The organism is Halomonas sp. CKK8 (assembly GCF_029625235.1).
GTDB lineage: Bacteria > Pseudomonadota > Gammaproteobacteria > Pseudomonadales > Halomonadaceae > Halomonas > Halomonas ventosae.
Genome location: NZ_CP121193.1, coordinates 2,434,527 through 2,455,690, shown reverse-complemented (window position 1 = coordinate 2,455,690; position 21,164 = coordinate 2,434,527). Strand labels below are relative to the sequence as shown.

The 21,164-nt window shown below is 69.1% G+C and carries 20 protein-coding genes; 14 read left to right on the top strand and 6 right to left on the bottom strand.

Going from position 1 to position 21,164, the window contains the following annotated elements:
* Positions 1–340: 340 nt before the first annotated feature.
* Positions 341–1,372, bottom strand: coding sequence for an IS110 family transposase (locus tag P8934_RS11665; protein ID WP_278031189.1), 1,032 nt, complete (start codon positions 1,370–1,372; stop codon positions 341–343).
* Positions 1,373–1,495: 123 nt separating this feature from the next.
* Complete coding sequence (locus tag P8934_RS11660; protein ID WP_278031188.1) at positions 1,496–2,755, bottom strand: 6-phosphofructokinase; 1,260 nt, start codon at positions 2,753–2,755, stop codon at positions 1,496–1,498.
* 207 nt (positions 2,756–2,962) lie between these two features.
* Here P8934_RS11660 and mpl point away from each other — a divergent pair, with 207 nt between their 5' ends.
* Genes mpl through P8934_RS11645 form a run of 3 tightly spaced genes read left to right on the top strand, consistent with a single transcriptional unit; the run spans position 2,963 to position 5,584 of the window.
* A complete protein-coding gene (gene mpl / locus P8934_RS11655) occupies positions 2,963–4,357 on the top strand; it encodes a UDP-N-acetylmuramate:L-alanyl-gamma-D-glutamyl-meso-diaminopimelate ligase (RefSeq protein ID WP_278031187.1) in 1,395 nt (464 codons plus the stop codon).
* Positions 4,347–4,964: a flavin prenyltransferase UbiX gene (locus P8934_RS11650; protein WP_278031186.1), complete on the top strand. Its 618-nt coding sequence runs from the start codon at positions 4,347–4,349 to the stop codon at positions 4,962–4,964. Before mpl ends, P8934_RS11650 begins: the two co-directional genes overlap by 11 nt.
* Positions 4,961–5,584, top strand: a complete 624-nt coding sequence (locus tag P8934_RS11645) for a LysE family translocator (protein ID WP_278031185.1) — start codon at positions 4,961–4,963, stop codon at positions 5,582–5,584. Before P8934_RS11650 ends, P8934_RS11645 begins: the two co-directional genes overlap by 4 nt.
* Before the next feature lie 235 nt (positions 5,585–5,819).
* Here P8934_RS11645 and P8934_RS11640 read toward each other — a convergent pair whose 3' ends face one another.
* Genes P8934_RS11640 through P8934_RS11630 form a run of 3 tightly spaced genes read right to left on the bottom strand, consistent with a single transcriptional unit; the run spans position 5,820 to position 9,063 of the window.
* A complete protein-coding gene (locus P8934_RS11640) occupies positions 5,820–7,223 on the bottom strand; it encodes a bifunctional DedA family/phosphatase PAP2 family protein (RefSeq protein ID WP_278031184.1) in 1,404 nt (467 codons plus the stop codon).
* Between the two features lie 42 nt (positions 7,224–7,265).
* Positions 7,266–8,201: a diguanylate cyclase gene (locus P8934_RS11635; protein WP_278031183.1), complete on the bottom strand. Its 936-nt coding sequence runs from the start codon at positions 8,199–8,201 to the stop codon at positions 7,266–7,268.
* Positions 8,194–9,063, bottom strand: coding sequence for a hypothetical protein (locus tag P8934_RS11630; RefSeq protein ID WP_278031182.1), 870 nt, complete (start codon positions 9,061–9,063; stop codon positions 8,194–8,196). Before P8934_RS11630 ends, P8934_RS11635 begins: the two co-directional genes overlap by 8 nt.
* Before the next feature lie 97 nt (positions 9,064–9,160).
* Between P8934_RS11630 and P8934_RS11625 the strand changes: the two genes are divergently transcribed.
* From P8934_RS11625 to lipB, 11 genes are all read left to right on the top strand, one after another.
* Positions 9,161–10,468: a glutamate-5-semialdehyde dehydrogenase gene (locus P8934_RS11625; protein ID WP_278031181.1), complete on the top strand. Its 1,308-nt coding sequence runs from the start codon at positions 9,161–9,163 to the stop codon at positions 10,466–10,468.
* Between the two features lie 62 nt (positions 10,469–10,530).
* Positions 10,531–11,160 (top strand): nicotinate-nucleotide adenylyltransferase, encoded by a 630-nt coding sequence (gene nadD, locus P8934_RS11620; RefSeq protein WP_278034031.1) that lies wholly within the window; start codon positions 10,531–10,533, stop codon positions 11,158–11,160.
* Between the two features lie 91 nt (positions 11,161–11,251).
* Entirely contained in the window at positions 11,252–11,620 is a 369-nt protein-coding gene (gene rsfS / locus P8934_RS11615) for a ribosome silencing factor (RefSeq protein ID WP_278031180.1), read from the top strand.
* Complete coding sequence (gene rlmH / locus P8934_RS11610; RefSeq protein ID WP_278031179.1) at positions 11,617–12,084, top strand: 23S rRNA (pseudouridine(1915)-N(3))-methyltransferase RlmH; 468 nt, start codon at positions 11,617–11,619, stop codon at positions 12,082–12,084. Before rsfS ends, rlmH begins: the two co-directional genes overlap by 4 nt.
* Positions 12,085–12,227: 143 nt before the next feature.
* Entirely contained in the window at positions 12,228–14,135 is a 1,908-nt protein-coding gene (gene mrdA / locus P8934_RS11605; RefSeq protein ID WP_278031178.1) for a penicillin-binding protein 2, read from the top strand.
* Between the two features lie 2 nt (positions 14,136–14,137).
* A complete protein-coding gene (gene rodA / locus P8934_RS11600; RefSeq protein WP_278031177.1) occupies positions 14,138–15,298 on the top strand; it encodes a rod shape-determining protein RodA in 1,161 nt (386 codons plus the stop codon).
* A 69-nt stretch (positions 15,299–15,367) separates the two neighbouring features.
* Positions 15,368–16,402 (top strand): lytic murein transglycosylase B, encoded by a 1,035-nt coding sequence (gene mltB / locus P8934_RS11595; protein WP_278031176.1) that lies wholly within the window; start codon positions 15,368–15,370, stop codon positions 16,400–16,402.
* Positions 16,399–17,328, top strand: a complete 930-nt coding sequence (locus tag P8934_RS11590) for a septal ring lytic transglycosylase RlpA family protein (protein WP_278031175.1) — start codon at positions 16,399–16,401, stop codon at positions 17,326–17,328. Before mltB ends, P8934_RS11590 begins: the two co-directional genes overlap by 4 nt.
* 55 nt (positions 17,329–17,383) lie before the next feature.
* A complete protein-coding gene (locus P8934_RS11585) occupies positions 17,384–18,583 on the top strand; it encodes a D-alanyl-D-alanine carboxypeptidase family protein (RefSeq protein WP_278031174.1) in 1,200 nt (399 codons plus the stop codon).
* 201 nt (positions 18,584–18,784) lie between these two features.
* The gene (locus P8934_RS11580; protein ID WP_278031173.1) at positions 18,785–19,096 is read left to right on the top strand and encodes a DUF493 domain-containing protein; all 312 of its coding nucleotides are present in this window, start codon (positions 18,785–18,787) and stop codon (positions 19,094–19,096) included.
* Positions 19,096–19,761 (top strand): lipoyl(octanoyl) transferase LipB, encoded by a 666-nt coding sequence (lipB, locus tag P8934_RS11575; protein WP_278031172.1) that lies wholly within the window; start codon positions 19,096–19,098, stop codon positions 19,759–19,761. The genes P8934_RS11580 and lipB overlap by 1 nt, the downstream gene beginning before the upstream one ends.
* 250 nt (positions 19,762–20,011) lie before the next feature.
* Here lipB and lipA read toward each other — a convergent pair whose 3' ends face one another.
* On the bottom strand, positions 20,012–21,064 hold the full coding sequence (gene lipA / locus P8934_RS11570) for a lipoyl synthase (protein ID WP_278031171.1): 1,053 nt from the start codon (positions 21,062–21,064) through the stop codon (positions 20,012–20,014).
* Positions 21,065–21,164: the final 100 nt, after the last annotated feature.

The window sequence follows — 21,164 nt, the reverse complement described above, 5'->3', positions numbered from 1 at the left end:
CGATCTTTCATAGTTGGCCGCTTGGCCGCTTGGCCGCTTGGCCGCTTGGCCGTATATGGACTCCTCCTCGTTTGCAAACACGATGGTCGGTGGCGAGAAGGTACGACTGCCAGCGTATATCCGGTCTCGTTGATGGTGCCGTCCGGCACCGGACCTTGATGGGCTATGCGCACGTTGGGTTCCATGACGCTTGGACGAGCTTTGCTGGCTCTGGGCCAAGCACGGAATGACCCCACGTCGGTTCGACCTGTTCGCCATCTCTCAGCGTGTCTTGCAATCGTGGCAGGTGGGACGAGTGGCCACGGCGGTGTGACGGTCCGCTGGCCAGGAGCAGGCGGCGTTAGCCAGCCGCCAGAGCCGGATTATAGGGCGTCTGGTGGCGCGTCATGGCCCAGGCCAATCGTGCCATCTTGTTCGCCAAGGCCACGATGACCACGTTGGGATGCTTGCGTAACGCCAGCGTATTGAGCCACTGGCTGAGCGGGTCGCTCTTCTTGGCGGCATGCTGCAGTACCGCGCGGGCACCATGTACCAACAGCTTGCGCAGGTACCCATCCCCGCGCTTGGTGATCCCTAGCAATCGCTGACGGCCCCCGGTGCTGTGCTGCCGGGGGACCAGCCCCAGGGAGGCGGCAAAGTCGCGCCCCCGCGAGAAGGCTTGGCCATCGCCGAGGGCACTGGCCAGGGCACTGGCGGTGAGCGGCCCGATACCGCACACCGCCAGCAGGCGTCGCGCGACCGGATCGTGCTGAAGGTGCTGGGTGATGTGGGCATCGAGCGCGGCAATCCGTGCATCGAGATGGCGCAGGTCCTCAGCCAGACCGGCGAGCAGTCCCCGGAAGGCCTCGGTCAGACCGTTGTCGGCGTCTTCCAGCCACTGTGGCAGGGCGGCGCGTAGCTGGGCCAGGCCGGTGGGCGCGACCAGGCCGTACTCACCGACCAATCCACGGATCTGATTGGCCTTGGCCGTGCGCTGGCCGACCAGTTCCTCGCGGATACGGTGGCTGGCTTGGGTATCCTGTTGGGCGACCGTCTTGACCGGCACGAAGCGCATTTGTGGTCGGCTCATGGCTTCACAGATCGCTTCGGCATCGACACGATCGTTCTTGTGGCTCTTCACGTAGGGTTTGACGAACTGGGCAGCGATCAGTCTGACAGGATAGCCGTATTGCTGAAGGGCTCGGGCCCAGTAATGGGCGGAGGCACAGGCCTCCATGCCGATCGGGGTTCCCTTGGGGACTCGCGTGAGCAGGGCCTTCAGCCACCGGTGACGGGGATACTGGCCACGCCATTGCACTTGGCCATGGCGGTCCACGCCATGCACATGGAAGACGGATTTTGCGAGATCGACACCTACCCGACTAATGTTCATTTGGGCTCCTCCTCATCCACAGGCTGGTGGAAGTAGCTAACCCCTCCAGTGTGGCGCATTGACGCCGGGAGTAGGGTGAGGAGGAGTCCATCCCATTGCTTGGCCGCTTGGCCGCTTGGCCGCCTAGATCTTGAACTCGGGCAGCTTGCGCTCGACCCGCGCCAGCTTGAGGTGCGCCACCTTCGGCAGGCCGTTCTCGAAGGGCGGGAAATCCTCGCCCTGGATCAGCGGCGACAGGTACCGGCGGCAGGCCTCGGTGATGCCGAAGCCATCCTCGCGGATGAACTCCCGCGGCATGAACTTCTCGCGATTGGCGACCTCGGCCAGCGGGGCGGCCTCGATGCGCCACTCGTAGGGGGTCTCGCTGACGCGCTTGATCGCCGGCATCATGGAGTTCTTGCCTTCGATGGCCAGCTCCACGGCCTTCTCGCCCACCGCGTAGGCCTGCTCGACGTCGGTCCTCGAGGCCAGGTGGCGGGCGGCCCGCTGCAGGTAGTCGGCCACGGCCCAGTGGTACTTGTAGCCCAGGTCCTGCTTGACCATGCCGGCCAGGGTCGGCGCCACGCCGCCCAGCTGGCGGTGACCGAAGGCGTCGGTGTTGCCGGAGTCGGCGAGGAAGGTGCCGTCCTCGTAGCGCGCCCCTTCGGAGACCACGATCACGCAGTAGCCGTATTTCTTGACCGATTCCTCTACCCGGGCCATCACCCTGGCGCGGTCGAAGTGCACCTCGGGGAAGATCACCAGGTGGGGCGGCTCTCCCTCGCCCTGGCCGGCCAGCGCCCCGGCGGCGGCGATCCAGCCAGCGTGGCGTCCCATCACCTCGAGCACGAAGACCTTGGTGGAGGTGGCGCACATCGAGGCGATGTCCAGCGAGGCCTCCAGGGTGGAGGTGGCGATATATTTGGCCACGCTACCGAAGCCCGGCGAGTTGTCGGTGATCGGCAGGTCGTTGTCCACAGTCTTGGGCACGTGGATGGCCGTCAGCGGATAGCCGAGCTTCTCGGAGAGCTGCGAGACCTTGAGGCAGGTATCGGCGCTGTCACCGCCGCCGTTGTAGAAGAAGTAGCGAATGTCGTGGGCCTTGAAGACCTCGATCAGCCGCTCGTACTGGGCGCGGTGGGACTCGATGTCCTTGAGCTTGTAGCGGCAGGAGCCGAAGGCGCCGCCGGGCGTGTGGCGCAGGGCGGCGATGGTCTCGTCCGATTCCTGGCTGACGTCGATCAGGTCCTCGGTGAGGGCGCCGATGATGCCGTTGTGGCCGGCATAGACCTTGCCGATCTGGTCCGGATGGCGGCGGCAGGCTTCGATCACGCCGCAGGCGCTGGCGTTGATCACGGCGGTGACGCCGCCGGACTGGGCGTAGAAGGCGTTGTGCTGGGCCATGGGGCTTACCTGTTCCTGGTCACGTCGAGGGTTCCGAAAGCCCGTGAGTCTAGCCGAAAGTGGCATTGGCTGCACCTGCGTGCCTGCCAGGCCCAAGTCGCCTTGGGCGCAGCGGGCGACGGTGGCGGCTGGAGCGCGCCGAGGGCGCCATGCTAGTCTCGCGCAGGTCGCGCCGCGGCTGGCGGCGAAAAGATTCCCGGAGAGCGCATGCACCTTCATATCCTCGGTATCTGCGGTACCTTCATGGGCAGCCTGGCCCTGCTGGCCCGAGAGCTGGGCCTCACCGTCAGCGGCTCGGATGCCAACGTCTACCCGCCCATGAGCACCCAGCTCGAGGAGGCGGGCATCGCGCTGTGCGAGGGGTACTCGGCGGACAACCTCTCGCCGCGGCCGGACCGGGTGGTGATCGGCAATGCCCTCTCCCGGGGCAATCCCGAGGTCGAGGCGGTCCTGGACCTGGGGCTGCCCTACGTCTCGGGGCCCGAGTGGCTGGCCGAGGAGGTCCTGCCGGGGCGGCGGGTGATCGCCGTGGCCGGTACCCACGGCAAGACCACCACGGCGAGCCTGCTGGCCTGGCTGCTGGAATCCGGCGGCCAGACGCCGGGCTTCCTGATCGGCGGGGTGCCGCGCAACTTCGGCGTGTCGGCGCGGCTCGGCGCAAACGATGCCCCCTTCGTGGTGGAGGCCGACGAGTACGATACGGCCTTCTTCGACAAGCGTTCCAAGTTCGTCCACTACCGCCCCGAGATCGCCATCCTCGGTAACCTGGAGTTCGACCACGCCGATATCTTCGACGACCTGGGCGCCATCGAGCGGCAGTTCCACCATCTAGTGCGGACCGTGCCCGGGCGGGGCCGCCTGCTGGTGGCCGATGGCGAGCCGGCCCTGGACCGGGTGCTCGAGATGGGGGCCTGGACCCCGGTGGAGCGCTTCGGCACCCAGCCGACAAGTCCCTGGCGGCTGGAGCTCGAGCGCGAGGATGCCTCACGCTTCCGGGTCATCCACGAGTGCCATGACGCGGGTGCCGAGGTGAACGAGGACGCGGTGGTCGACTGGGCGCTGACCGGGGCCCACAACGCACGCAATGCCCTGGCCGCCCTGGCGGCGGCCAGCGCCTGCGGAGTCGACCTGCCGCGCGCCGCCGCCGCACTGTCGCGCTTCGCGACCCCGCGGCGTCGCCAGGAGCTGCGCGGCGAGGTGGCGGGCATCGAGGTGATCGACGACTTCGCCCACCACCCCACGGCGATCGCCGCCACCCTGGAGGGGCTGCGGGCCGCGACCCCGCGCGGGCGCCTGCTGGCGGTGATCGAGCCGCGCTCCAACACCATGCGGCTGGGGACGCTGCGCGACAGGCTGGCGGCAAGCGTCGCCGCCGCCGATGCCGCCTTCTGGTTCCAGCCGCCGGGGCTCGACTGGTCGCTGTCGCCGGTGCTCGAGGCAAGCCCGGTACCGGCCCGGCTGCTCGACGACCTCGATGCCCTGGTGGCGGCCCTGGTCGCCGAGGCACGACCGCTGGATCGCATCGTGGTGATGTCCAACGGTGGCTTCGGCGGCATCCACGAGAAGCTGCTGGCGGCGCTGGAGGTGGCCCATGCCGACTGAGCTGCGTGACCCGGTCACGGTGGCCCTGACCGGCGCCTCCGGGGCGCAGTACGGCCTGCGACTGATCGAGGCGCTGGTGGCGGCCGACCACCAGGTCTGGGTGTTGATCTCCAAGGCCGCCCACCTGGTGATCGCCACCGAGACCGACCATGACCTGCCGGCGCGCCCCGCCCGGTTGGCCGAGGTCCTGACCGAGCGCAGCGGGGCAGCGCCCGGCCAGATCCGCTGCTTTGCCCGCGAGGACTGGATGGCGCCGGTCGCCTCGGGGTCCGGGGCGCCCTCGGCCATGGTGATCTGCCCCTGCAGTACCGGGACCCTCTCGGCGGTCGCCACCGGGGCCAGCAACAACCTGATCGAGCGCGCCGCCGACGTGGCGCTCAAGGAGCGGCGCAAGCTGATCCTGGTGCCCCGCGAGACCCCGTTCTCGGCGATCCACCTGGAGCACATGCTCGCCCTGACCCGCATGGGGGCGGTGATCCTGCCCGCTGCGCCGGGCTTTTACCACCAGCCGACCTCGGTGGACGACCTGGTCGACTTCATCGTGGCGCGGATCCTCAACCAGCTGGGGGTCGCGCATCGCCTGATGCCCCGCTGGGGCGAGGCATGATCTCGCTGTCGGTGCTGACGGTCTTCGTGCCGACCTTCCTGCTGGTCTCGCTCACCCCCGGCATGTGCATGACCCTGGCCATGGTGCTGGGCATGACCCAGGGCGTGAGGCGCACCCTGTGGATGATGATCGGCGAGCTAGTGGGCGTGGGCCTGGTGGCCTTCGCCGCCGGTGCCGGGGTGGCGGCCCTGATGCTTCGCCAGCCCGAGCTCTTTGCGCTGTTCAAGTGGCTGGGCGGTGCCTACCTCGGCTATCTGGGGGTGATGATGTGGCGTTCCCGGGGACGCATGGCGATACCCCAGACCCTGGAGGCGGGGCCGCCCGCCGCCCGGGGCCAGCTGGCCCTGCAGGGGCTGGTCACCGCGGTGGCCAACCCCAAGGGCTGGGCCTTCTTCATGGCCCTGCTGCCGCCCTTCCTGGATGCCTCGCGCCCGCTGGTCGGCCAGCTGCTGGCGCTGATCGCGGTGATCCTCTCCATCGAATTCCTCTGCCTGCTGCTCTATGCCACCGGTGGGCGCACCCTGCGCCGGCTGCTCGGCGAGAGCGGCAATGTGCGGCTGCTCAATCGCGTCGCCGGGAGCCTGATGGTCGGCGTGGGACTCTGGCTGGCGCTGGGGTAATCCAATGCCCGTCGGGCGGGGCCAAGCAGCCAAGCAGCCAGGCAGCCAGGCAGCCAAGAAAAAATCTCCAGCAGATTACTCTGCTGGAGATTTTCCCTTGTTGCCATAGTGGTGCGCGAGCACCATCCTGCTCGGCGCTCGGCGCTCGGCGCTCGGCGCTCGGCGCTCGGCGCTCGGCGCTCGGCGCTCGGCGCTCGGCGCTCGGCGCTCGGCGCTCGGCGCTCGGCGCTCGGCGCTAGACCAGCGGCAGCCAGGCGATGCGGGCCGCGACCAGCACCACTGACGCCACGCCCAGCAGGTGCCAGGGACAGGGGCCGAGGCGCGGGCGCGGATGTCGTTGCCAGGCCAGCTGCACCAGGGCACAGACCACCAGGCCGAGCAGGGCGCCGCCGATCAGGTCGCTTAGCCAGTGCATTCCGACCAGCAGGCGTGACAGGGTCATCGGCAGGATCACCGCAATGGCGGCCCAGTAGGCCAGGAAGCGCCTGCCGTGGGGCAGCTCCCGGCTGGCGAAGGCCGCGGCCATGCCGAACAGCACCACGGCGGTGGAAGTGTGGGCGCTGGGGTAGGAGAGCGAGTCGGCCAGGTGGGCGGGCGTGTCCGGCCGCGCCCGGCCGATGGTCGCCTTGAGCAGGGTGTTGAGCAGCGCGATGCCGGCGAGCCCGCCGGCGATGTGCCAGAAGGCCGCCCGGTGGCGGCGCCACAGCAGCCAGGCTGCCCAGGGCAGGGTCAGGGCGAGCACGCCCAGCAGGTCGCCGGCCCTGGCCGTTACCTCCCCGAAGGCGTCCAGTCCAGGCAGTGCAAGGCGCTCCAGCGGTCCCGCGAGACGCAGGTCCATGGCCAACGGCCCCTGGTGGTGGATCACTACCAGGGTCCAGGCCGAGAAGGCCGCCAGGGAGAGGATCAGCAGCAGCCAGGAGGCCAGGGGCGGCTCCTCCTCGTGGGGTGGGGCGAGCAGCCGCCAAAGGCGCCGGCCCAGGGGGGTGCGCCGCGACAGCCAGGCGAGGCCGCGGTAGGCCAGCCCGTCGCGGGTCACCAGGTGGCGGCACCACGAGAACACCACGGCAAGAATGACCACCAGCACGCCCAGGGCGACCAGCCAGGGCTTGAGGCCCTCGGGCAGGTCCAGCAGCTGCTGCCAGGTGCGCCCCAGCAGGAAGCCCGGCAGCACGTAGGCCGGTGCCCAGAGCAGTGCCGAGCCCAGGTTGGCCCAGGTGAAGGTGCGGGGCGACATTCTCAGCATGCCGGCGATCAGCGGCACCACGGGCCGCACCGGCCCCACGAAGCGGCCCAGGAAGACCGACAGCGGGCCGTGGTGCTGGAAGAAGCGGGCGCCCCGCGCGAGCCATTCGGGATGTCGCGACAGCGGCCACAGGGTGGTCACCCGCTCGCGCTGGGTATAGCCGAGCAGGAAGCTCAGGCCGTCGCCGGCCACCGCGCCGAGGAAGGCGGCAATGAGCACCGGCCCCACGGCCAGGTCCTGGTGGCCGGCCAGGGAGGTGGCGGCGGTCATCAGGACCACCCCCGGCACCAGCAGTCCCACCAGCGCCAGGGATTCCACCAGGGCGATGACGGCGATGATCAGCAGCAGCAGCCCCGGAGGTGGCGCCAGCTGGAAGAGGGTGTCGGCGATGCTCAAGAGGTGCTCCGTTGCCGTACCGTGCGCTCGCGGTGTCGCGGCTCAGCCATCGGCCAGCGACTGGCCGACGGCCTGCAGGCGTTGCTCGAATCGTTGCCGGGACTCTCCCGGGCGCGGCCGGCAGAGGCGCAGCCGCGCCTCCAGCGGGCCGGTCTCCATCAGGGTGGTCTGCTCGAGGGCCTGGTCGAGCCGCTGCTGCACCAGCAGGGCGCCGCTCTCGGTGGTGTCCGGCAGTACCAGCCAGAAATCCGCCGGGCCCTCCCGGCCCAGGATATCCTGGTCGCGGCAGCGGCTGGCGACGGCCTGGCAGAGGCCGTCCAGCAGGGCCTGTCGCGCCCGCGGGCCGAACTGCTCCTCCGCCATCTCCAGCTGGTGCAGGTGGACCAGCAGCACGGCCAGCGGCTGGCCGAGCAGTGCGGCGCGTTCGGCCTCGCTGGCCAGCCGCTCGTGCAGGGTCTCGCGTCCCACCGCCGGGCACTCGGGATCGCGAGGGTCGGTGGCCCGCAGCAGGGCATGCTGGCGGACCTGCTCCCAGGGGACCAGGGCCGCCACCACCACCAGCGTCAGGTAGCCCAGCAGCATGTTGCGGTCGAGCTCGCCATTGCCGAGCAGGGCCAGCCAGACCGGCGTCAGCGCCACGTTGAGCAGCATGGCCGGGCCCAGCGGCAGCAGCAGCAGGGTGAGGACCGGCGGCACTCCCACCCACAGCGACGGCAACCCCGACTGCCGGGGCAGTTCCACGGCGATCAGCAGGTAACCGCAGATCAGCACCAGGTAGGCGGCCAGCCGCGAGTGATCCTCGCGCGTCACGCTCAGCAGGGTAGCCACCAACATCAGCAGGAAGAGGGCGGCGGGGAGGGGAAGGCGCTCGTACTCGCCCATCAGGTAGAGCCACAGGGCCATGCCCAGCAGCAGCAGCGCGCCGCTGGCGTACCAGGCCGCGAACAGCTGCAGGAAGCGGAATCGGCGTTCAGGCATCGGCGGCTTCCCCGGTGACCTGGAGCCCTGCTGCCTGTCGCGCCAGCGTCTGCTGTTCGTCTGCCAGGGATGCCAGCTCGTGCAGGGGGATCACCCGGGCCGGGCCTCGAGTGTCGAGATGGCGCCACAGTGCCTCGCGGCGCTCCCCGGCCTCGCGGCGGTTGCGGCTGGTCAGGATCACCGCCAGGGTCCGTGGGCCGAGGCGGTAGCAGGGCTCGAAGCTGTGGGTCAGTCGGCAGAGCCGGTGGGCCAGAGACCAGCAACGGTGTCGCGGGGCGTGCAGCAGCAGCAGTTCGGCATGTACCCCCTCGCGATGGCTGCGGCGCCGCTCGAGGTCGAGGTCCTGGCTCAGCCTGGCGCCGGGCCAGAGCGGCAGGCCGGGCACCAGTCGGGCCCGGCGCAGGGTGCTCTGGCGCAGCGCGCGAAGGTCGAGGGCCCGGGAGAGCCCCAGCAGCATCAGGGCGGCGAGCAGCAGGCCGGCCAGGGCCCACTGCTCGAGCCCCAACAATTCGCGCAGTGGCCACCAGGTGGCCAGGGCCAGCACGGTCTCGAGCAGCAGGATCCAGCGGGGCTGGGGCAGCATCAGCAGCACCGCCCAGGCCCACAGCCAGGTGACGTGGCGCTCGGGATCCACCCACAGCAGGGCGGCCAGCAGCAGGCCGGGCAGCAGCTGCCAGGGCACTGTGGCGGGGCGACGGTGGTTGAAGGCGAGCAGCAGCGCCGTGACGGCTAGCCAGCTCGCGGCCAGCCACAGCAGCAGGGCCTCGGTCAGGGTCGTCGTGGCGACGGCCAGCAGCGCCAGCAGCAGCGCCGCGACCAGCAGGTTGCCGCGCAGCAGTCCGACTTTGTACTTGGTCTGCATGGTGGCTTAGTATGATTCCCTTCCCGGTTTACGGCACAGTATAACGCCGGCAGCGCCCTTGTCGCGGCGTCGCCGGCCCCAGGAGACACGCAACGGCATGACAGCTCAAGCCTCCCGCTCGGATCACGACCCCGCGACCCCCGACATCGGCGATGTCGAGGCCTACATGCAGCGCCTGGGGCAGGGCGCCCGCGAGGCGGCCACCCGAATGCGCCGCGTCGACACCGCGGCCAAGAACGCCGCTCTGCTGGCCATGGCCGAGCTGCTCGAGCAGGCCCGCGGGGAGGTGCTGGACGCCAATGCCCGCGACCTTGCCCGGGGGCGCGAGAACGGCCTGGAGGCGGCGCTGCTCGACCGATTGGCGCTCGACGACACGCGCCTCGATGCCATGATCGACGGGCTCGCCCAGGTCGCTGCCCTGCCGGACCCGGTCGGCGAGATCGACGGACTGCGCTCGCGGCCCAGCGGCATCCAGGTGGGCCAGATGCGCGTGCCCCTCGGGGTGATCGGCATCATCTACGAGTCGCGTCCCAACGTCACCCTGGAGGCGGCGAGCCTGTGCCTGAAGTCCGGCAACGCGGCCATCCTGCGAGGCGGGTCCGAGGCGCGCGACTCCAACGCCGCCATCGCCGCCTGTATCCGCGCCGGGCTGGCGCGCGCCGGCCTTCCCGAGGGGGCCGTCCAGGTGGTGGCCACCACCGACCGGGCCGCCGTGGGCCGCCTGATCAGCATGCCGGAGTACGTCGACGTGATCATCCCGCGTGGCGGCAAGTCGTTGATCGAGCGCATCACCCGGGAGGCGCGGGTGCCGGTGATCAAGCACCTCGATGGCGTCTGCCACGTCTATATCGATGCCAGTGCCGACCCCGACAAGGCCCTGGCCATCGCAGTCAATGCCAAGACCCATCGCTACGGCACCTGCAACACCATGGAGACCCTGCTGGTCGATGCGCCGGTGGCCGAGACCCTGCTGCCGACCCTGGCGCGCGCCTATGGCGAGCATGGCGTCGAACTGCGCGGCTGCGAGCGGACCCGGGCGATCCTCGGCGACATTGCCGAGGCCAGCGAGGCGGACTGGCATGCGGAGTACCTGGCCCCGGTGCTGGCCATCCGCGTGGTCGACGGGATCGATGCCGCGATGGCGCATATCGAGCGCTATGGCTCGCGCCATACCGACGCCATCGTCACCGAGCACTATGGCCTGGCGCGTCGCTTCCTCGCCGAGGTGGACTCGAGCTCGGTGATGGTCAACGCCTCGACCCGCTTCGCCGACGGCTTCGAGTACGGGCTGGGCGCCGAGATCGGCATCTCCACCGACCGCCTGCATGCCCGGGGCCCCGTGGGGCTCGAGGGGCTGACCACCCGCAAGTACGTGGTGCTCGGTGACGGCCAGGTGCGCCGGTGAGCCAGACTGGCCTGCCCGTCAGGGCCGAGCATGGCGACCCGCCGAGACCGCCCCGGGTTGCCATGCTCGGCGGTACCTTCGATCCGGTGCACCTGGGCCACCTGCGCAGTGCCGTGGAGCTTCGCGAGGCGCTGGCCCTGGACCGGGTGCATATGGTGCCCGCCGCCATGCCGCCGCTGCGCGGCGAGCCCCGGATCTCGGCCGCCGACCGCCTTGCCCTCCTGCGGCTGGGGATCGGCGACACGCCGGGCCTGGTCGCCGATCCCCGCGAGCTCGAACGTGAGGGTCCCTCCTACAGTGCCGACACCCTGGCCTCGTTGCGCCGTGAACTGGGCGATGATGCACGCCTGGTGATGGCGCTGGGTCATGATGCCTTCCTGCGGCTGGCCGACTGGCACGAGCCGGAGAGACTCTTCACGCTGGCCCACGTGGTGGTGATCGATCGACCGGACCACCAGGCGGCGCTGCCCGAGGCGCTGGTTGACCTGCTGGCGGGGCGTGAGGTCGAGGAGAGCGCGGCGCTGATGGCCCGTCCCGCCGGGCGGCTGCTGCGCCTTCGGCTGCCATCGCGCATGGCGATCTCCGCCACCGAGGTACGCCGGCGCCTGGCGTCGGGCCGCAGCGTGCGCTACCTGCTGCCGGAGGCCGTGGAGGTCCAACTGCTGTCGCGGGGCCTCTATCGGCATGGGTGAGTGCTGCCCACACGGGCGTCGAGCCGGTACAATGGGAGTGAGGATTTCCCGCTGACCAAGGGCTGACACGAAGGGGCTGACACGAAGGGCTATGCATATCGACGCACTCAAGACTCTGGTGATTGACGCACTGGAGGACCTCAAGGCTCAGGACATTGCCGTCCTGGACGTCTCAGGACTGACCAGCGTGACCGACCTGATGGTGGTGGCCAGCGGTACCTCCAGTCGGCACGTAGCGGCGCTCGCCGACAATGTGGTCCAGGCCGCCAAGGAGCAGGGCATTCCACCGCTGGGTATCGAGGGGGAGAACGGCGCCGACTGGGTGCTGGTCGACCTGGGCAACCTGGTGGTACACGTGATGCTGCCCGAGACCCGGCAGCTCTATGACCTGGAGCGGCTCTGGGCCGACTTGCCAAGCGATACGGAATCCCGTCTCGAGGAAGGGGTGCCGGGTTCATGAGGCTCCGCCTGCTGGCGGTGGGCACGCGCATGCCCGACTGGGTGTCGCGGGGTGTCGAGGAGTATCGCAAGCGTCTGCCCCGGGACTTCGCCCTGGAGGTGGAGGAGATCGCGCCGGGGCAGCGCGGCAAGAATGCCGATGTGACCCGGGCCATGGCCCTGGAGGCCGAGCGCATCCGGGGGCGCCTCAAGGGCGGGGAGCACCTGGTCGCCCTGGAGGTCGGGGGCAAGGCCTGGAGCACCGAGCAGCTGGCCCGGGAGGCTGACGCCTGGCGCCTCGAGGGGCGTGACGTGGTGCTGCTGGTAGGGGGCCCGGATGGGCTGGAGCCGTCGCTCTCGGCGAGTGCCGACCAGCACTGGTCGCTGTCGCCGCTGACACTGCCCCATCCGCTGGTGCGCATCCTGCTGGCCGAGCAGCTCTACCGCGCCTGGACCCTGCTGGTCGGCCATCCCTATCATCGCTGAAGTTCGTTTTCCGCTCTGGCAGCGCTCAAGGCCCTTTCCGTGCAGGGCCGCTGAAGGCTCTTCTTTTCAGGGCCGCTGAAGGCTCTTCTTTTCAGGGCCGCTGAAGGCTCTTCTGCTCCATCATACCGAGGTCATCACCGAGCATGCGTCGGCGCCGCGAAACCCTGAAGAACCCGGAACAGGAGCTGCGTGTCTTCCGCATGCGCTCGCTGCTGGCCGTGCTGGTGGTGGTGTGCCTGACCGGGCTGTTGGGCGGGCGGCTGTTCTACCTGCAGGTGGTTCAGCACGAGGTTTACAGCACCCGCTCCGAGAAGAACCGGGTGCGGGTCGAGCCGCTGCCGCCCACGCGCGGCCTGATCTACGATCGCAACGGCGTGCTGCTGGCCGAGAACCGTCCTACCTACAATCTCACCCTGGTCCGCGAGCGGGTCGAGGACCTCGATGCCACCCTGTCGCTGCTGGTCGACCTGCTGGAGATTCCCGAGGAGGAAGTCGAGGCCTTCCGGGTGCGGTCCCGCCAGCGCCAGCGTCCCTTTCAGCCGGCATTGCTGATGAGCGACCTCGAGGAGGAGCAGATCGCCCGGCTCGCGGTCAATCGCCATCGCCTGCCCGGCGTCGAGGTCCAGGCCCAGCTGCTGCGCTACTATCCCGATGCCGAGACCATGGTGCACGCGCTGGGCTATGTGGGGCGGATCAACGCCGAGGAACTCGCGGGCCTGGATTCGGGCAACTATGCCGGCACCCACTTCATCGGCAAGACAGGGGTGGAGCGCTTCTACGAGGACGAACTGCACGGCCAGGCGGGGCTGCGCAAGGTGGAGACCAATGCCCGCGGCCGAGTGCTGCGCGAGCTCGGTCACACCGACCCGGTCCCGGGCAAGGACCTGACCCTGACGCTGGACAGCGGGCTGCAGAAGCTCGCCGTGGAGCTGCTCGACGGCCGTCGTGGCTCCATCGTGGCGATCGCCCCGCCGAGCGGCGAGATCCTCGCCCTGGCGTCGGTGCCGGGCTTCGACAGCAACCAGTTCGTCACCGGCATTGACGTCGCCTCCTACCGGGCGCTGCAGGAAGACCTGGACCTGCCGCTCTACAACCGGGCGATCCGCGGTCACTATCCGCCGGGCTCCACCATCAAGCCTTTCCTGGCCCTGGCGGGGCTGGCCGAGGGCAAGATCACCCCCGACACCACCATTCGCGACCCCGGCTACTACCAGCTGCCCAACGACTCCCGGCGCTACCGCAACTGGCTTCGCTGGGGGCATGGCCGTGTCGATCTGGAACGTGCCATCGCCGTCTCCAACAACACCTATTTCTATTCTCTGGCCCATGACCTGGGCATCGATCGTATCCACGAGAACATGTCGGCCTTCGGCTTCGGCCAGCGGGTCGCCCATGACGTCCAGGGCGAGAGCGATGCGCTGATGCCCTCTCGGGACTGGAAGCGCGGGCGCTTCAACCAGCCCTGGTACCCCGGCGAGACCCTCTCGGTGGGTATCGGTCAGGGCTACTGGCAGCTCACCCCACTGCAGCTGGCCACCGCCACGGCGGTGCTGGCCAACCGCGGCCAGTGGGTCAAGCCGCGCCTGGCCCAGCGGGTCGGTGACGAGGAGGTGCCCGTCGAGCTGCCGGATACCCCGCCCGATATCACGCTCGACAACGAGGGGTGGTGGGACCGCGTCTTCTCCGGCATGGAGAAGGTGGTCTCGGGCCATGAGGGGACCGCGCGGCGCATCGGCAAGGACCTGGAGTACCGCATGGCCGGCAAGTCCGGTACCGCCCAGGTCTTCTCCCTGGGCCAGGACCAGAAGTACAACGCCGACGAGCTCAAGGAGCGGCTGCGCGACCATGCGCTGTTCATGGCCTTCGCCCCGGTGGAGGATCCCCAGATTGCCGTGGCGGTGATCGTCGAGAATGCCGGCGGAGGCAGCACTCACGCCGCCCACCTGGCCAAGGCGATGACCGATGCCTGGCTGCTCGAGGACGAGGCTCCGGATACCGAGGAGGTCCGCGAGGTGCTCGAACGCGAGGACGACCGGGTGGCGGGGAACTGACGATGAGCTGGAGCGAGCTGACCCGTGGCCTGCGGGCCCATCCCGTGAAGCCCTCGCTGAGCGGTATCGCCCGGCGGCGCAGCCTGTGGGAGCGGATCCACATGGACCCCTGGCTGCTCGGCATGCTGCTGGTGCTGATGCTGGCCGGGCTGGTGGTGCTCTACAGCGCCAGCGGCCAGCGTATGGCAGTGGTGAACGCCCAGGCCATCCGCTTCGGTGTGGCCCTGGGGGTGATGGCCGGGCTCGCCCAGCTTTCGCCGACGACCCTGTTGCGCTGGACGCCACCGGTCTACGTGGCCGGCGTGTTGATGCTGGTGGCCGTGGAGCTGATCGGCGACATGGGCATGGGCGCCCAGCGCTGGCTGGTGATTCCCGGAGTGATCCGCTTCCAGCCCTCGGAGCTGATGAAGCTGGCCATGCCGATGATGGTCGCCGCCTGGCTGAGCCGCCAGCCGCTTCCACCGCGCTGGCGCGACCTGCTGGTCTGCGCGTCGATCATCGGCCTGCCGGTGGTGCTGATCGCCAAGCAGCCCGACCTTGGCACCTCGCTACTGGTCACCATCGCCGGCGTCTTCGTGATCCTGCTGGCGGGGCTCTCCTGGCGTTTCATCCTGTTCTGCGGCGCGCTGGCGGCGGCCGCGCTGCCGCTGCTGTGGATGAACATGCACAACTACCAGCGCCAGCGGGTTCTGACCTTCCTCGACCCCGAGAGCGACCCGCTTGGCGCGGGCTGGAATATCATCCAGTCGACCACCGCCATCGGCAGCGGAGGCTTCTGGGGCAAGGGCTGGCTGCAGGGCACCCAGTCGCAGCTGGAGTTCCTGCCCGAGCGCCATACCGACTTCATCGTCGCGGTGCTCGGCGAGGAGTTCGGACTGGTGGGGATGCTGGCCTTCCTGCTGCTGTACCTGCTGATCGTGGGGCGCGGACTCTGGCTGGCCGGCGCCGCCCAGGAGACCTTCGGGCGCCTGGTGGCGGGCAGCATCATCCTGACCTTCTTCATCTATGTCTTCGTCAACGTGGGCATGGTTAGCGGCATCCTGCCAGTGGTCGGCGTGCCGCTCCCGCTGGTCAGCTACGGGGGGACCTCCAGCGTGACCTTGATGGCGGGTTTCGGTATTCTCATGGCCATTCATGCCCACCGCCGCCTGCTGCCGCGCTAGGCAGCAGTCAGCATTCAGCTTTCAGGGAGAGCAACGATGACGGTGTCGTCACCATGGAGAAAGCGCTGGATGGCCTGGCTCGCGGGCGGGCTGCTGGCATGGGGGGCGACGACCGGCCTGGCGGCGGACTTCGATCCGCAGCGCCATTCCGAGGCGCGGCGCCTTATGGAGGAACTGGCCGACAAGGGCGTCGCCCGCGACTGGCTCCAGGCGGCCCTGGCGGAGGCCGAGTTCCGCCAGCCGGTGCTGGATGCCATGGCCGGCGCCGCCGAACGCCGCCTCACCTGGCACGAGTATCGTGCCATCTTCCTGGACGCCCCGCGCATCGCCAACGGGGTCGCCTTCATCGAGGCCCATCCCGCGGCCTTCGAGCGGGCCGAGAAGGAATATGGCGTGCCACCGGCGGTCATCGCCGCCATCATCGGCGTGGAGACCCGCTACGGCGGCGTTACCGGCAATCATCGCGTCCTCGACTCCCTGGCGACCCTGGCCTTTCATCACCCCAGCCGGGGGGGCTTCTTCCGCGGCGAACTGGCCGCCTTCCTGGAGATCGCCTACGAGGAGGAGCGGGCTCCCGGCAGCCTGACCGGCTCCTACGCGGGGGCCATGGGCTATCCGCAGTTCATTCCCACCAGCTACCGGGCCTACGCCGTGGACTTCGACGGCGACGGGGTCCGTGACCTCTGGACCAACCCGGGGGACGCCATCGGCAGCGTGGCCAACTACTTCGCCGAACATGGCTGGCGAGCCGACGAGCCGATCTACCACGAGGCCGAGGGCCCCGCCATGCCTCCCGAGGAGATTGACTTCAATCGTGCCGCCCGCCCCCCCGCGGTGCCGGCAGCGGACCTCGCCGCGGCGGGTCTCGAGGTCCCGGATGCGCTGGCCGACGATCATCGCCTGCTGCCGGTGGCGCTGGAGGTTGGCGAGGACGCCTGGCGCTACGTGCTCGGCGAGCACAATTTCTACGTGATCACCCGCTATAACCACAGCCATCTCTATGCCATGGCGGTGACCGAGCTGGCCGAGGCGATTGCCGAGGCGCGGGGCCTGGAGGCCCACTGGCTCGACGCCACCGACACCACCCCGGAGGAGGCCTCATGAGACGCACCTGTGCCGCCCTGAGCGTGATGCTGCTGCTGGCCGGCTGTGCCGGGGGCGGTGGCGGTTCCCGTCCTTCTTCCGGTGAGGCGTCCAGCCAGGCGCCGGCCACGTCGGGAAGCGGCGAACGCTATGCCCTGGCCGGTGACGCCTATCCCGAGGATCCACCCGATGTCGCCGAGGTGCCCGACGCGGTGCCGCGTCGCGAGGCGCGTTCCAGGGGAGGCAACAAGTCGCCCTACGAGGTATGGGGCAAGCGCTACGAGGTGATGGCGGATGCCAGTGGCTATAGCCGCCGGGGCAGGGCCTCCTGGTACGGCGAGAAGTTCCATGGCTATGCAACCTCCAATGGCGAGATCTACGACATGTACAAGATGAGCGCCGCCCACCGCTCCCTGCCCCTGCCGAGCTTCGTGCGTGTCACCAGCCTGGAAAACGGCCGCTCGGCGATCGTGCGGGTCAACGACCGAGGCCCCTTCCACAGCGACCGCGAGATCGACCTCTCCTACGCGGCGGCGGCCCGCCTGGGTATCCTCGAGCAGGGGACCGGACGGGTGAAGGTCGAGGCCATCGACGTGGAGCGCTGGATTGCCGACAACGGCGATGCGTACCGGGCGGCAAGGGCCCCCTCGACCCGCAGCGAAGCGGTGGCACCGGCCCCCGCCGCGCCAGCGGCCGCGCGCGACAGGCCCATGACCGGCAGTGGCGTCTTCCTGCAGGTCGCGGCCCTGGGCTCCGCCGACAGTGCCCGGCAGCTCAAGTCGCGCCTGGAAGGCGAGATCGACCGCCCCGTGCGCGTCGCCAGTGCCACCGGCCTCCATCGGGTCCAGGTCGGCCCGCTGGAAGATGCCGACCAGGTGGACCCTGTCCGCGAGCAGCTGCGTCGGGCGGGCTTTGCCCAGGCCTTTGTCGTCAACGATGCCGACTGAGTCGGTGCCCCTTTTTTCGAACCACCCCGCGATGCCCTTGATGAGAACTCCTGCCATGAGATTCACGCCTTTCTTCCGCCGCTGCCGGCTGTTGCCGCTGCTGATCAGCCTGCTGCTGGTCGTGTCACAGGCCACGGCCCAGGTGATCCCGACGCCGCAGACCATGATCCCCTCGCCGCCGCAACTGGCAGCCAGCTCCTGGATCCTGATGGATGCCGACAGCGGGCGGGTGCTGGTGGAGCACAACGCCGACGAGCGCCTGCCGCCGGCCAGCCTGACCAAGCTGATGACGGCCTACCTCGTGGAGCGCGAGCTCGACCGGGGCAACATCGCGCCGGAGGACCTGGTGCCCATCAGCGAGAAGGCCTGGCGCACCGGGGGCTCCAAGATGTTCATCGAGGTCGACACCCTGGTGGCGGTCGACGAGCTGCTCAAGGGCATCATCATCGTCTCGGGCAACGATGCCAGCGTGGCCATGGCCGAACACCTGGCCGGTGGCGAGCGTCCCTTCGCCGACCTGATGAACCAGCACGCCACCCGGCTGGGCATGCACAACACCAACTTCGTCAATGCCACCGGCCTGCCCGACGACAACCACTACTCCTCGGCCCGAGACCTGGCGCTGCTCTCCCAGCACATCATCAATGACTATCCGGAACACTACGCCAACTACGCCAGCAAGCAGTTCAGCTACGGCGGCATCGAGCAGCCCAACCGCAACCGGCTGTTGTGGCGCGACAGCAGCGTCGACGGCCTGAAGACCGGCTGGACCGAGGCCGCGGGCTACTGCCTGGTGGCCTCGGCCGAGCGCGACGACATGCGTCTGATCTCGGTGGTGATGGGCACCGCGTCCGATGAGGCTCGCGCCCAGGAGACCCAGAAGCTGCTCAGCTACGGCTTCCGCTACTACGAGACCCTCAAGCTCTATGACGCCGGCGCCGTGCTCAATACGCCACGGGTCTGGGGCGGCGACAAGAACGAGCTGCGCGTCGGCGTCGATCGCAACGTGGTCATGACCGTCCCGCGTGCCCGCAGCGAGGAACTCACCGCCAAGCTCGACATCCAGGCCGACCTCACCGCCCCCATCGCGGCCGGCGATCGGGTGGGGACCATGGAGGTGCGCCAGGGCGAGGAGGTGGTCGGTGAACGTCCCCTGGTCGCCCTCGAGAGCGTCGAGGAGGGGGGGCTGTTCAAGCGCTTCTTCGACCAGGTCCGGCGCTTCTTCACCAACCTGATCGGTGGCTGGTTCGACTAAGGCCTTCGGCCAGCCGCTAGGCACAAGGATCAAGGAGCAAGCAAACCCCTTGGCTTGCTTCTTGTTCCCATGTTCTCTTGACCCCTTGACCCCTTGACCCCTTGACCCCTTGACCCCTTGACCCCTTGACCTCTCGGCGTTGGTCTCCCCACGCCAGGTTGAGTAAAATGCTCGGATATCCACGACCCGCCGGAAGGCTTCATGAACGACAACTCCCTGCGTGACCTTCGCAAGCCCCGTCGCCAGGCGGGTGGCAAGCCGCCGAAGATCACCTTTCCCTGCGACTACCCGATCAAGGTCGTCGGCGACGCTGCCGAGGATTTCGCCGCCACGGTCTGCCAGATCGTCATCCGGCATGATCCGGGCTTCGACGCGAGTGCTATCCAGGTGGTGCCCAGCCGCCGCGGTCGCTTCCAGTCGGTGCGCCTGACGATCCGCGCCACCGGCGAGGCGCAGCTCAAGGCGCTCTTCGATGAGCTCAAGGCCACCGGCCGCGTGCACATGGTCGTCTGATGGCAGGCGAGAGCGTGCTGTCACCGATCCTCTTGCATCGCCTCGGTCGTCGGCCCTATACGCCCGTCTGGCAGGCCATGCGTGACCTCACCGACGGCCGCGATGCGCAGACACCCGATCAGTTCTGGCTGGTCGAGCACGATCCGGTGTTCACCCAGGGGCAGGCCGGCAAGCCCGAACACCTGCTCATGCCCGGCGACATTCCGGTGGTGGCCACCGACCGCGGCGGTCAGGTGACCTACCACGGGCCCGGGCAGGTCGTGCTCTACCCGCTGCTCGACGTGCGGCGCTCGCGGCTGGGGGTACGCGAGCTGGTCAGCGCCCTGGAGAATGCGGTGATTGCCTTGCTGGCAGAGCATGGCGTGGTGGCCCACGCGCGTCCCGATGCGCCCGGCGTCTATGTGGGGGAGGCCAAGATCGCCTCGCTGGGACTGAGGATCCGTCGTGGCGCCAGCTTCCACGGGGTAGCCCTCAACGTGAACGGCGACCTCTCGCCGTTCTCGCGGATCAATCCCTGTGGCTATGCCGGCATGGCCATGACGCGGCTGGCGGACCTGAGCGACGACTGCCCAGGCGTCGAGGCGGTGGGCGAGCGCCTGGCCGAGTGCCTGGCGCGGGAGCTTGGTCGCGAGTTGACAGCGCCGAGCCGCCAAGCTGACCCGTGATGGGCGGCAGGTGCTGAGGTAGCAAACGAGAAGCCCCGCCGAGTCGAATCCGGCGGGGTTATTTTAGTTCTTCTTAATATGGAATGAGGGAGGCGAAGCACTCCTGTGGGAGCGAAGCTTGCTTCGCGATGGTGGAGCCACATCCTTCAATAGCATCTGGGTGCTCTTGTGGGGGCGGACGGCTCGACTTGTTTCGCGATTCTTGCCGGATTCCATCGCGATCTGAAGATCGCTCCCACAACAGGGGTGCTTAGCCCACGTTGACGGCGTCGATGCGGTTCGGGTCGGCCGACTGGCCGGGCACCTCGGCGGGGGCCGCCAGACCCAGGTTGTTCTTCTCGAAAACCCGGTCGGCCCGGTAACTGGAGCGCACCAGGGGGCCGGACGGCACCTCCATGAAGCCCTTCTCGAGGCCCAGCACGCGATAGCGCTCGAACTCCTCCGGGGTGACCCAGCGCTCCACCGGCAGGTGGTTGCGGGTGGGGCGCAGGTACTGGCCCAGGGTCACGATGTCGACGCCGATGGCCCGCAGGTCGTCGAAGGTCGCCAGGATCTCCTCCTCGGTCTCGCCGAGGCCGAGCATCAGGCTGGTCTTGGTGATCACCTGCGGCCGGTGACGCTTTGCGTGGGCCAGCACGTCCAGGGTCTTGCGGTAACCGGCTCGGGGGTCGCGGACGCGTCCGGTGAGCCGCTCGACCGTCTCGACGTTCTGGGCGAAGACCTCCAGTCCCGAGTCGACCACCCGCTCGATTGCCTCGGGCGCGGCGTCGAAGTCCGGCGTGAGCGCCTCGACCACCACCTCGGGCGTGCGGGCCTTGATGGCACGGATGCAGTCGGCGTAGTGGGTAGCGCCGCCATCGGGGAGGTCGTCACGGTCCACGGAGGTCAGCACGATATAGCGCAGCCCCATCAGCTCGACCGAGCGTGCGGTGTTCTCCGGCTCCTCCGGATCCAGCCAGCCCCGGGGATTGCCGGTATCCACCGCGCAGAAGCGGCAGGCCCGAGTGCATACCGAGCCCATCAGCATGATGGTCGCGGTGCCGTTGCTCCAGCACTCGCCCTGGTTGGGACAGTGCGACTCGGCACAGACGGTGCTGAGGCGGTGGGTGGCCACGTTCTTCTTGACCGCCTCGAAGCGCTCGCCGCCGGGAATCTGGGCACGCAGCCACTTCGGCTTGCGTCCGTCGGCACCGCCGTCCTCGACCTGGCGACGCGCCTTCATGCCATCCTTGATGGCGGCCGTGCCATGGTCGTTGCGGTACTTCTCGCCGCTGGAAACGCGTGGGGAGGGGGTGTCGCTCATAGCTGTGAGCCTCTCTGCTCGCCGGCTGTCGACGCCATGAGGGCGCTGCCGCGGGGTCTCCGGGAGTGCGCCGATCGGCGGTTCCAGGCAGCCTGGCACG